Source organism: Ancylomarina euxina, from assembly GCF_003863355.1.
Classification (GTDB): Bacteria; Bacteroidota; Bacteroidia; order Bacteroidales; family Marinifilaceae; genus Ancylomarina; species Ancylomarina euxinus.
Map to the genome: position 1 here is coordinate 41,712 of NZ_QQWG01000002.1, position 12,760 is coordinate 54,471.

The window sequence follows — 12,760 nt, forward strand, 5'->3', positions numbered from 1 at the left end:
AATCAAATTAAATCAAAACTATTTTCTTCTCAAACTTATGGATGGCTAAACTTGTTCATTCTTTTCTATAGCCTTATAGAATTCTTCACGGTAAGAGGCTGCAAGAGGAATCATTTTGGATGCCAGAGAGACTTGGTTCCCTTCAAGATACTCGACTTTAGTGATATTGATTACAAATGAGCGGTGTATTTTCATGAATACCGTATTGGGTAGTTTCGAGATGAAATGCTTTAAGGTTTCGTGAATGATAATAGGCTTTTCATCCATATATAATTTAAGGTAATCGCCATCAGATTCTATATAAGCGAGCTCCGAAAGTTTTATAGGATAGGATTTCTTATTTGATTTTACCCATATGGTTTTTGATGTAACTGATTGATTTATCTCTTGATTCTTTTTCAAAACCATAAACTTGTTAACAGCCTTTAGAAAGCGATCAAAGGAAAAGGGTTTTAAAAGATAGTCCAGTGCATTTAAGTTGAAGCCTTCAACAGCGTGTTCAGAATAGGCTGTTGTGAATATCACTTCGAACCCTTGATCCAAACTCTTCAGCCATTCAATACCATTTAGTATTGGCATATTGATATCAAGAAAGATGAGATCAATCGATTCATTGTGCAGAATGGCATTTGCTTGAATGGCATCTTTGCAAGTGCTACAAAGTTTTAATTCGGGACAATTATCGATATAGGATTCGAGTATTTCCTGAGAAAGAGGTTCATCTTCGACGATAAGACAATTGATATATTCTGGGTTTGTATTAGTCATCTTTTGAGATTCAGGTTTAATTCAACTTTGAATAGTTCCTGTTTTAATTCCAGGCTCAATTCATGCTTGTTTTGATAGAGCGAGTTTAAGCGTTTTTTTACATTCTCAATTCCGAAACCACCTTCATTAACGATTTGTTTATTGGGTTTGGTGGGAATACTGTTATTCAGATTCATATGGATACGATCAGATTCAATTTGGATCTCCAGATCAATGAAGTTCGAATCTGATTGATTCATTCCGCCATGCTTAAAACAATTTTCAATAAAGGGAATCAGCAGAAAAGGTGCAATTTGCTGTGAATTTATTTTTCCTTCTATTTTATAATGAATGAATGTATCCGATTGGCATCTTAGTTTTTGTAAATCAAGGTAATTCGTGATATAGTTGATCTCCTTTTCTAGGAATACCAATTTATCTTGAGTTTCATAAATCATATAACGCATCAATTCTGATAGCTTGAGTATATAATCTGGTGTTTCTTTGGCATTCTTTCGAGACAAGGCATATAGTGAATTCAGGTTATTGAAAAGAAAGTGTGGGTTGATATTTGATTTTAAGGCACTTAATTCACTTTCAACTTGTTCACGTTTCACAATTTCCAACTCTTTCTGAGTTTCAAGCACAGTAAACCATGATTTTGACAATTTCAGAAGTGTTATAATAAAGAGGTAAACGAAACTAAATTTTAATAAATCTTTAATATCATAAACCGATATAAACAAATAGTCGGGAGTCAACCAATCGCTCAGATGGGTAAATGTAAATTGATTAGTATAGGCTATTGCTAACCATGTTCCAATAATGGCAATTATATATAAACTATATTTTTCTAGCTTTAACAAATACGGAATTAGTAGCAATACATTTGCATATACTCCAAATACCAAGCTGATATGGAATAAGGCTGTATAAACCACATCAATCTTGGAAATATCTTCCTGTAAAGCAAAAAAATGCACCAGAGTATAAAATGAAAACATCCAAAACAGGAGATGTTGCACCAACCTGTTCTGAATTAAATTACGTCCGTTATTTTTAATTTGATTAATCATTTTATTCTTTTCAAGATTAATGCCTCATTAGGATCATTAAATATTTCGGTATCTGCAAACTTTATAAGAAACTTTTGGATATCCTCTGTTTTTGCGGTAATGATTACTTTATTGTCACGTTCAACATGTTCAATGCGAACTCGCTTGTTTTCTATTAAATCTTCAAAATCATCGTTCTCTATTGTATTCACTATTAATTCATCATCTTTTAAAACTAACTTGAAAAAGCCATGTGTTCTTATCATCATACCTGAAATAAAACTTTTGGAAATTTTTTCTTCTACAAAGTTATCGTTAGGGATTAAATCCAGAAAGTAGTGTCCTTGTAAGTTTGAAAGATTTCCGTCAAATACACTGGTATCTTTTTCTGTAATCATAGTAATCTCATAGTGCTTATTCATTTTAGGAAACTCAACTTTCATATCCAACTTGTCCTCTAAATCTTTAATAGTTTTCTTTATTTTATCATGGTCAATTTCGTCAGATCCAAAACTGCTTCTCATATCTAGATTCCCTTTTAGTTTATAATCTGAGGAATCAACTATGGTTCTTATGATATATTGATCCTTCTCATCGCCTTCCCAAACTCCATTTAGTTCATCCAAATGAATTTGATCTGTATTTGTATACAATGGATTTAATGAACTCACAACACAAGATTGTGTTACGATTAGGATAATAAGAACAAGAGAATTTAATTTGAGTATTTTAATTGTTTTCATAGTCAATTTGTTTTAGTGAAAATAGATTTTGATTTCCATGGAGATTTTCAGGATCTATTTTCAAAATAAGAGAATATCCTTTTTAGTATAAATTTATTTCGATGAATCTATGTTTCTTTTCGGTGGAAACTAAATAATGATCGATTTCAATAAATTGAATATTAAAGGGAACCTAGGATCTCAAATTTAGTCATTATGAATTGATATTGTAAAGTAATTAGTGAAATGATGTCGGAGTCGTCGTTTTGAGGATTCAAAGAAATATTTCTTGCTCTCACGAAAATAAATTAACTTCTGATCCGAAATCGGAAACCCATCCTTGACTTTTTAATTATTAAGCAGACATGCTCTTTTCGTATTGAACTGAAATTTGGTGTGAAATACATCTATGCTTTAGGATCAATCATGACATAACTCATATTAATCACATCCCAAATTTTTTACATTTGTTCAGAGTGAAAAAAAATTGACAATAACCCTTAAATAACATTATCATGCCAAAAGGTATATACAACATTCCCGCCGTAACTAATGAGCCAATTTTGTCTTATGCTCCAGGTTCTCCTGAAAGAGCAGAATTACAAGCAACCTTAAAAGATATGCGCTCTCGCGAAATCGATGTCCCTATGTATATCGGTGGCGAAGAGGTTCGCACAGGTAATTTATTTGCGATGACTCCTCCTCATGATCATCAGCATGTATTAGGACATTATCACCAAGGTGAGAAAAAGCATATTCAAATGGCAATTGATGCTGCTTTGGCTGCTAAACCAGCTTGGGAAGCTATGGCTTGGGAGCATCGTGCTTCTATTTTCTTGAAAGCTGCTGAATTGATTTCAGGTCCTTACCGTCAAAAATTGAATGCTGCAACCATGTTGGGACAGTCGAAAAATGCATACCAAGCTGAGATTGATTCTGCTTGCGAAATTGCTGATTTCTTGCGTTTCAATGTACAATATATGACCGATATCTATAAGCAACAGCCGATATCGTCAAAAGGAATTTGGAATCGTGTTGAGCAACGTCCATTAGAGGGATTTGTATTCGCATTGACTCCTTTCAACTTTACTGCAATTGCTGGTAACTTACCTACAGCTCCTGCAATGATGGGGAACTGTATTGTTTGGAAACCATCAAAAACAGCAGTTTATTCGGCTCAGGTTTTGATGGAGGTTTTCATTAAAGCTGGAGTTCCTGCTGGAGTTATCAACTTGGTTTATGTATCAGGTCCTGCTGCTTCTGAAGTCTTGTTCTCTTCTCCTGATTTTGCTGGTATTCACTTTACAGGATCAACAGGTGTATTTCAGGATATCTGGAAGAACATTGGTGACAATATTCATAAATTCAAATCGTACCCTCGTATCGTAGGTGAGACAGGAGGTAAGGACTATATCTTTATGCACCCAACTGCTCCTGCAAAAGAAGTAGCAACAGCTATTACTCGTGGGGCTTTCGAATATCAAGGACAAAAATGTTCGGCTGCATCTCGTGCTTTTATTCCTGCAAGCAAGTATGACGAGGTGATGGCCTTTGTTCACGAAGATTTGAAGAAAATTAAGATGGGTGGAACTGAAGACTTCACAAACTTCGTAAATGCTGTGATTGATGAGGCTTCTTTCAATAAGCTGGCTTCTGCTATTGATGAGGCTAAGGCTTCTCCGGATGCTGAAGTTGTAGCTGGTGGTACTTACGATAAGTCTGTAGGTTATTTTGTCGCTCCAACTATTATCAGAGCGCTTAAGCATGATTATATCACAATGGAAGAAGAGCTATTTGGTCCTATTCTTACAATTTATGTATACGAAGATGATCAGGTTGATGAGACTCTTGATATTCTGGACAAAGGTTCAATGTATGCACTTACTGGTGCTATCTTTGCAGACTGCCGTTATGCAATTGAGAAATTAGTGAAGCGTTTAACTCATACTGCAGGTAACTTCTATATTAACGACAAGCCAACTGGTGCTGTTGTTGGTCAGCAGCCATTCGGTGGTGGTAGAGGTTCTGGAACTAACGATAAGGCCGGTTCTATGATTAACCTATTGCGTTGGGTTTCTCCTCGTACAATTAAGGAAACTTTTGTGTCAGCTACAGATTATATGTATCCAAACTTCTTAGAAGACTAGGAACAAATTAATTGTTAGATATAAAAACGATCGGAGCTTTTGCTTCGATCGTTTTTTATTTAATAGAAAGGGTATTTATCTCATGCCTGTTTAGGTGAAGGCTCAAAAAGCAATTTTTCAGTCAATACCTGTTTAGTGAAAAGAGTGAAAAAGTAAAACTGTCCGGTTTAAAATCATCATATCAATTAATCCTCAAACAGCACATTATCTACTCTTCTACTTTCTTCCCAAAGAAATGGACAATTGAATAAAGACTGATTAAACCGACTGGGAATATAATCCAATAGGAAACACCATATGCAGCTGGAATAAGCCCAATAAAAATGGAAATAGAACCAACGGTTAAGGCATAGGGTAACTGGGTTCTGACGTGCTCGATATGATTACAGGAACTAGCTAGTGAACTTAGTATGGTTGTATCGGATATCGGGGAGCAATGATCGCCGAGAACTGAGCCTGCAAGAATGGCTGAAACAACGATATAGAAGATATTCATTGAAGCTTCGTCGCTCATTCCGGCACTATGGCTTAAATACCAGGAAGCAGGTAAAATAAGCGGATATAGAATAGCCATCGTTCCCCACGATGAGCCTGTTGAGAAAGCAATTAGTGCTGAAAGAATAAAGGTTAATGCCGGCAGAATCTGGGGAGCCACATTAATAGAAATAAGGGCATTCGATATAAAATCGGCCGTATGTAAATCTTTGGTGATATCAGCCAAAGCCCATGCCAGAACCAATATGAGTATGGCGGTTAGCATGGTTTTAAATCCAGTAAGCAAACTTTCTGTTGTTTCCTGCAGACTCAGAATTCTTTGTCCAATACTTAAAGCCACAGCAGCTAGAACAGCTGAAAGCGATGACCACAGTAGTGCTTGGTATGAATCGGATGCTCCAATCACATTCGCGAGTTTTTTACTAAAACCCAATGAGGTATCTGCCCACATAGCGGCATCCCATCCAGTGTATAATAAGCCACCAAGTGTTCCCAATATGACAATTAGTATAGGGATACCCGCATTGTACCACCTTGGAGTAACATTGGCTGCCATTTCCAATTCATTATCACCATTGGGTTTTTGAATATTTGGATCTTGTTTCGTTAAATGATTTTGTCTTGCCAATTTTTCAGCCTTGAGCATTGGTCCAAAATCTTTTCCTTTATAAATAAGGAAGAGCATAAAAGCCAGTGTGAAAAAAGGATAGAAGCGACTTGGTAAAGAGTTCAGGAAAATGTTGTATGGACTTTCAGTTACACCAATTTGAACAGTCGCTGATTGGATATAGCTCAGTTCAATCCCAATCCAGGTGGTTATCATCGCAACTGAAGCTACAGGAGCAGCGGTCGAGTCAACAATATAAGCCAATTTTTCTCTAGATACCTTCAGTCTGTCGGTTACGGGACGCATAGTATTTCCCACCACAAGCGTATTGGCGTAATCATCAAAAAAGATAAGAACCCCCAAGAACCAGGTTACAAGCTGACCTGATTTAGCCGTATTGGCATAGCGAGATAGAATATTGACAATACCTTGCATGCCCCCGTTTTTTGAAATCAGGGTGACCATTGAGCCAATAAGCATGGAGAATACGATGATGGATATATGCCCTGAATCGTTCACCGAGTTGATAATATAGGTATCGGATATAGCGAAGATAGCTTTAAAAAAGGCGATGAAAATAGAGGACCCTTTGTAGGAATATATAATGAGAGTGCCAGAAAACAAGCCGACAAATAGCGCTGAGAAAACCTCCTTGAAAGAGAGAGCCATCAGAATAGCGATGAGGGGAGGGAAAATAGAAAGCCAAAGTGGGATAGGATTTATTTCCGTTGATTGAATTAACTCCCCGATTTGAATTTTGACAATTTCCTTATGCCTGAATTTGTAATTTACTATTAGGTCTGATTCCTCTATTTCATATGGCATATTGATCCCATTAATGAGAATATGACTAGAATCTGTTTTTATTTGGTTTAGTAAATCTGCATTAGCTTTTATTTTAATTGTATGGCTAACCTTAGCGATTATAATTTGGGGGTATTCAACCGAAAAATTGTTAGAATTATCTGCAAAACTATTGAAATTGAAACTTAATATTAGAATGATAAGAGGAAGGAAAGCCTTTTTAAATATAGGGTTCATAGGGGACTTAGTATTTAGGTTTACCCTTTAAATATAAGCATTATAATCAGCATCAATTTAAGATTTTTGAAGTTTTCTAGATTGGAGCATGGATCTTTTTTGATTCCTAAATGAATTTGATTACTTTGAGTTCATAAAATTAATAGGTGTGGATGAATTGCATGACATATTTCGGTTTGAATCGAATGATATAAAACCTGAAAAAGGTAGAATCTTAATTGCTGAACCTTTTTTAGAAGGTCGTTATTTTAAACGATCTGTCGTTTTATTGACAGAATTTTCAAATAATGGAGCATTGGGTTTTGTTTTAAATAAACCCATTCATCTAAATATTAATGAACTTTTGACCGATTTGGATGTTTTCGAAAGCGAAGTCTTTGTTGGAGGTCCTGTACAAAATAATCAAATATATTATTTGCATACTGTTCCTCATCTAATACCGAATTCTTTTCAGGTTCTCGATAACTTATATTGGGGAGGCGATTTTGCCATTTTAAAAGAACTGATAGTCTCGAAAAGATTGAAAGTTCATCAAATTCGTTTTTTTGCAGGCTATTCGGGTTGGAGTGCTGGTCAACTTGAAGAAGAAATCAAGGAGAATTCGTGGCTTGTAAGTTCGCTAAAAGCGGAGGAGATAATGTCTGAGAATAGTGATATTTGGCAAGATGCTTTAAATCAATTGGGTGGGAATTATAAGCTCTGGGCTAATTTTCCTAAAGATCAAAATATGAATTAATAGAATAGAGAGCTTTTATAGAAAAGCTCTTTTATTTAATTCTTCCATTAAAACTTTTGCACTTCTATTAAAGTAGCGTCTTTCTTCATAGGCAACAACCCAACGTATCCCAAGTATTGCATTGGTAAGGAAGATTTCATCAGCTTCCATTAACTGTTCAGGTTTCATAATGCAGTCGTCGTAAACTGTGATGCCTAAATCTAGAGCAATCTGAATAATTTGCTCTCTCATGATACCATTTACAGCTCCACTTTCAAGAGATGGGGTAAATAAAATATCATCTTTTACAACGAAAAGATTTGAACTTACACTTTCTACTAGATTTTGTCTCTCGTTTATCAATAAACAATCATCCCATTTCATCTCACTTTTGTGTAAGCCTGCTAAAATAAAAGGTAATGAATTGCCTGTTTTAAATCCAGATAATGAATTTGATGTTTTCTTATATGTATCGAACAGTCCAATTTTAAGTCCTTTTTTATTTAAGAAATACTTAGGCTCTTCTAGTTTAGAACTTTCTATTAAATAGGAAATTCGGTTGGTGTTAGGCGTGTATAGTCCTCCAGAATTACGAAAAACACTTAATCGAATTCGAGTTCCCAAAAATGATTTGTTCTTTGTTATTAAACTTTTAATATTCTTCCCAATTGTCTCAGAAAAATTACTAGGAATCTCCATTTGCAACTGGCTCATCCCCAGTTGTATTCGTTCCATATGTTCATAGAAGAATTGGATCTGAGTTCCATTGCAGTGTATGGTTTCAAATAATGAATCTCCATACCGAAAAGCTCTGTTGTCAGCAGTGAATAGAGCTGTGTCTTCTGAATAAAATTCACCGTTATAAGAAAGTTGATGTGAGTTCATAGCTAGATTTCTCCCTTTAGAATTTTATCGCAATAGATAGAAATATCTTCATTTGCTTCAATTTTTATACCTCTTATTCCCGCAGCTTCAGCAGCCTCAATATCACGTTTACTATCTCCAATTAGATACGAAGTCTTAATGTCGATATTATACTTCTCAATTGCCTGATTAATCATGTAAGGACTCGGTTTTCTGCATTCACAACTAGCTACACTTTCGTGATGTGGACAGTAATAGATCTCTTGCAAAAAGATTCCATTTTCTTTTAACTGAGATTTGAGATAATCATGAACTTTATCTACATCTTCACATGAATAGATGCCTTTGGCTACCCCTCCCTGGTTACTTACGATAAAAAGTTTATAACCTGCTTCTTGAAAGCATTTAAGTGAATCTATGATACCCTTATTGATGATGAAATCGTGAATTCGGTAAATATAGTAATGTCCTACATCGGAATTGATGACACCATCGCGATCAAGAAAAATAGCTTTTTGCATATTGAAAGTTTAAAATAACTTCTGCAAAAATATAGAGAATAATTCTGGTTTTATAAGAATAGGAAACAGAAAACCGAAAAGAGCACCATAAAAGTGAGAGCTATGTCCGATATTGTCAATCTGTTTTTTGTTCATATAATAAGAGTAGGCTAGGTATAAAACCCCAAATACAATGCCTGGAATAGGAATGACAAAGAAGAAATATAACAATTGCCAAGGATCAAAAAAGATGGTAGCAAACACGATAGCGGATGTGGCTCCTGAAGCACCTAATGCATTGTAATTGTAGTTATTTGCATATCTTTTTAGGTCGTAAAGGCTGGAGAAAACAATACTGCTAATATAGAGTGCAATAAAATAGAAAGTACAGGATCCTAAATAGTGATTGAAGTAATTCTCAAGAGCTTCTCCAAAGAAGAATAGAACAATCATATTCACTAATAAGTGATTCCAATTGGCATGAAGAAAAGCATGACTAAGAATTCTATACCATTGGCCACGCTTCATTATCTGGTAGGCATTGAACTGGTATTTGTATAGTAATTCGGTTTTGTTAAAGGCGGTAATTGAAATAATTACCGTAATAGCTATGATTAATATGGTCATGATTTACTGTTAGTTGTGACAGCTACATATAATATAGCTATGATATAAGTTTATTGATGATCTAGAATGATTCAACGAGTTTGACAACAATTGAAGCACTTCTTGTATTAAACCCAATTGGATAAACTTTGATTCGATTCGCAGTAATTCCTTGAGTAATTAGATAATTCATAGCTTCATTTGCTCTTTTTAAACAAAGTTCTTTATTCTTTTTGTTACCATTATCAACTTTAGTACTCGCTCTAAGCTCTATAAGAACATCAGGGTTATGATTTAAGATTTCTATCACATTATTTAATTCTCCCTTTGTTATTTCGCTTAATAACCATCCTTGATTTGGAAAAGTAGATGTTTCTAATTCGATTGTTTGATTTCCTTTAGTTTTAATCAGATCGATAGATTGAATTTCATCGTACATGTAGTTGGTAAGGACTGTTGTAAAATACCCAGATTTTGAAACGATTAAATCATAATAATTTCCGGTATCTATATCCAAAGAGAAATTTCCATTAGAGTCTGTACTGTAATATGTTGATAGTTTGAATGTTTTATTAACGACTTCAATTTTAGCATCTTCAATAGGTTTTGAAGAAAATTGATTTTTAACAAAGGCTTTTATATTGGCCCAAGGAGATTCTTCTAATCTGATTTTGAGGTTTCTGTTCTTAACTAAATCTTGAGGGAAATACAAAACACGTTTCGTTTTAAAACCATATTTTTGAATAATCAAGCTGTATTTTTTATCCTGGAAAATATTGAAACTAAAGTTTCCTGAGGGAGCTGTATACGTCTTATCTATAATAAGATTCTTGTCCGCAAGAAACACTGTGACACTGTCTATAGGTTCTTTGGGTCTAAGTTTTGATATTTGACCGTTAAGAATTTTCAGTTTTGTGGGGTTACTTTCGAACTCAAAGATATCATCACTATTATTTCTATTGGATGAGAAATAGCCCATTTTTTTCTTTTGATTGAATATGTAAGCGAAATCATCTTTATCTGAATTAAATGGGTATCCCATGTTTACTGGGTAATTCCAATGGTTCTGTTCAAAACTAGACTTGAATATATCAAGGCCTCCAAATCCAATGTGTCCACTCGATGCGAAGTATAGGTTCTCATCTTCACCGATGTAAGGAAACATCTCGTTACTCGATGTATTAATACTAGGACCTAAATTGATTGGTGGCCCCCAAGAGAAGCCTTTTTTTCTACAATAATAAATATCAGTTCCACCATATCCTCCAGGCATATTTGAAATGAAGAACAAAAGTTTACCATCTTTTGAGATGGAAGGATGTCCGGTCGAATAATCATCGCTAGCATGTAAAAATATCTCGGGCTTATCCCATTTCCCATTATTAAAACGGGACATATAGATATGTAATCGCGCTTGCCCATTTAAGTCAACAATTCCTTTATTTCTGGAAAAATAAATGAATTTTTCATTCGAAGAAAAGCAGGCAGATCCTTCGTGATATTTTGAACTTAGCTCCTCGGATAATAACTTAGGAATAGAGTAGGTTGTTCCAGTTTTTTTTGAAAAATATAGGTTGAAGTAGTGATCTTTAGTGTCTTTATTTATTTGTTTTGAATATTTATTTGATCGACCAGAAACTAAAATTAAACCGTCTTTATAAAAAGAAGTTGCATAATCAGTTTGTGATGTATTCACATTTAAAGGCTTTGCAATATATAAAGTGTCATCTGTGATTTCATTAATAATATTTAAGGCCTGAATATGCTGTTGTGCAATTTTATCTGTTGGATTAAGTTTACTGTATTTGATATACCACTCTTTTGCTTCTGGGTAGTTATGTAACTTTTTTAATAAATTGGCATAATTAAGATAGTCTATAGCTTCTGCCTCAGGACTATTAATGATTCTTTTCACGAGTTTCAAAGCCTCATCATCTTGTTGAGTTTCTAAATAACAAATGAATAGGTTTCTTTTGACTATTTTATCCTTATGACTTAGAGAATATTTCTTCAGGAGTGGGATAGCAAGTTTATACTCTTTGTTCGTAAAGAATCGTTGACCTTTCTCTAAGTCTTTGTTCTGCGCGTAAACAGCAGTTTGAGTTAAGAAAAATATAAGGGCAACAAAAATTGTTGTTAGCAATTTTTTATACATAGTTTATATATCTAGTCAATTATACTTGACGGTTTAAATTCTAATCACCTGATTGAAACATGTTTTGAAACTGTACAGCATGCAAAATACACAACTTTAGAAAAATCTAGGTGATGTATAGCTACTTTTCTTCGTAGAAATCTTATAATTTATAAAAATCTCATGGCTTGTATGATCTCCTCTTTTTAGTTTGTCGAGACTATTTTCAAAGGAGTAGGAAATCCCTATTTTAGAGTCGAATTCATAGCCCATATTGATTGACCAATACTTCTCAGACCGAAAACTTCCTCCAGCAGAAATACCGTTTATATGACTAAGATTAAGATTGAAACTGTAGTTAGTTGTTGAATTAAGGGATGAAAAAAGTAGCATTGAAGGGGCAGCCTGAATTTCGGAATTGATATTTATCAGAACACCGGAATTTAAATAAAAGTAGATGTCATTGAATTCAAAATTAATAGCCTTGCCCAATCCTTTTTCATGAGGATAGACATTTTGTAACAGACGTGGTGCAGAGAATCCAATATGAAATTTAGGTGTAAAGTAATAGGCCCCTAAGCCAAAATTGGGTGCAATACTGCTCACATTCATATTAGGAATACTAGGGTCGTCTCCATTAAAATTAGGATCATAGGTTGTAATTTCTGACCAACGAACTTCTTTGTTAACAAGACCTGCCTGAAATCCGAAAGAGAATATTCGATCCTTTGGCAGATTAATTTTGTAGGCGTAGTTTGCAAAGAATCCAGTTTCATTTAATATCCCAATTTTATTGCTGTATAGAATGGCTCCTAAACCAACCTGACTATTGTTTAGTGGAGCATGAGCAGATAGGATTGCCGATTTGGGTGCGCCTTCTATACCAGTCCATTGTTTATGGTAACCCATTGCTATTTCCATATAAGGATTACTGCCAGAATATGCTGGATTTATAAATAGTTTATTGTGATTATAACTTGAAAAGAGGATGTTTTCCTGGGCTGATAATTTCTTGCAAAAAGAAAAAAGACAGATCAATGTCGTCAATATAAAAATGTGGATGATATTTCGCTGTTTAAGCATTCAGTTAAAATCTTGAGTAGATTGTTAGTTGAAAACATAGAGGT

General features: G+C 34.4%; 11 protein-coding genes. 2 read left to right on the forward strand and 9 right to left on the reverse strand.

The window, feature by feature from the left end; translation table 11 throughout:
* Positions 1-45: 45 nt before the first annotated feature.
* The 3 genes from DWB61_RS02440 to DWB61_RS02450 are packed head-to-tail and all read right to left on the reverse strand — an operon-like array spanning position 46 to position 2,545.
* Positions 46-768, reverse strand: coding sequence for a LytR/AlgR family response regulator transcription factor (locus tag DWB61_RS02440; protein ID WP_125029304.1), 723 nt, complete (start codon positions 766-768; stop codon positions 46-48).
* On the reverse strand, positions 765-1,823 hold the full coding sequence (locus tag DWB61_RS02445; protein WP_125029305.1) for a sensor histidine kinase: 1,059 nt from the start codon (positions 1,821-1,823) through the stop codon (positions 765-767). The genes DWB61_RS02440 and DWB61_RS02445 overlap by 4 nt, the downstream gene beginning before the upstream one ends.
* A complete protein-coding gene (locus tag DWB61_RS02450; RefSeq protein ID WP_125029306.1) occupies positions 1,820-2,545 on the reverse strand; it encodes a hypothetical protein in 726 nt (241 codons plus the stop codon). Before DWB61_RS02450 ends, DWB61_RS02445 begins: the two co-directional genes overlap by 4 nt.
* A 494-nt stretch (positions 2,546-3,039) precedes the next feature.
* Here DWB61_RS02450 and pruA point away from each other — a divergent pair, with 494 nt between their 5' ends.
* On the forward strand, positions 3,040-4,671 hold the full coding sequence (gene pruA, locus DWB61_RS02455; RefSeq protein ID WP_125029307.1) for an L-glutamate gamma-semialdehyde dehydrogenase: 1,632 nt from the start codon (positions 3,040-3,042) through the stop codon (positions 4,669-4,671).
* Positions 4,672-4,879: 208 nt separating this feature from the next.
* On the opposite strand, the gene DWB61_RS02460 is transcribed toward pruA, so the two are convergent.
* Complete coding sequence (locus DWB61_RS02460) at positions 4,880-6,814, reverse strand: Na+/H+ antiporter NhaC family protein (RefSeq protein WP_125029308.1); 1,935 nt, start codon at positions 6,812-6,814, stop codon at positions 4,880-4,882.
* A gap of 148 nt (positions 6,815-6,962) precedes the next feature.
* Between DWB61_RS02460 and DWB61_RS02465 the strand changes: the two genes are divergently transcribed.
* Positions 6,963-7,550 carry a YqgE/AlgH family protein gene (locus DWB61_RS02465; protein WP_156190245.1) on the forward strand — a complete coding sequence of 196 codons (588 nt, stop codon included), beginning with the start codon at positions 6,963-6,965 and terminating at the stop codon, positions 7,548-7,550.
* A 15-nt stretch (positions 7,551-7,565) separates the two neighbouring features.
* On the opposite strand, the gene DWB61_RS02470 is transcribed toward DWB61_RS02465, so the two are convergent.
* The 5 genes from DWB61_RS02470 to DWB61_RS02490 form a co-directional block, all read right to left on the reverse strand.
* Positions 7,566-8,414 carry an aminotransferase class IV gene (locus DWB61_RS02470; protein ID WP_125029310.1) on the reverse strand — a complete coding sequence of 283 codons (849 nt, stop codon included), beginning with the start codon at positions 8,412-8,414 and terminating at the stop codon, positions 7,566-7,568.
* A gap of 2 nt (positions 8,415-8,416) precedes the next feature.
* Positions 8,417-8,914, reverse strand: a complete 498-nt coding sequence (locus tag DWB61_RS02475) for a D-glycero-alpha-D-manno-heptose-1,7-bisphosphate 7-phosphatase (RefSeq protein ID WP_125029311.1) — start codon at positions 8,912-8,914, stop codon at positions 8,417-8,419.
* A 9-nt stretch (positions 8,915-8,923) separates the two neighbouring features.
* Complete coding sequence (locus DWB61_RS02480) at positions 8,924-9,520, reverse strand: rhomboid family intramembrane serine protease (protein WP_125029312.1); 597 nt, start codon at positions 9,518-9,520, stop codon at positions 8,924-8,926.
* Positions 9,521-9,581: 61 nt separating this feature from the next.
* On the reverse strand, positions 9,582-11,654 hold the full coding sequence (locus DWB61_RS02485) for an OmpA family protein (protein WP_125029313.1): 2,073 nt from the start codon (positions 11,652-11,654) through the stop codon (positions 9,582-9,584).
* 96 nt (positions 11,655-11,750) lie between these two features.
* The gene (locus DWB61_RS02490) at positions 11,751-12,716 is read right to left on the reverse strand and encodes a PorP/SprF family type IX secretion system membrane protein (RefSeq protein WP_125029314.1); all 966 of its coding nucleotides are present in this window, start codon (positions 12,714-12,716) and stop codon (positions 11,751-11,753) included.
* Positions 12,717-12,760: the final 44 nt, after the last annotated feature.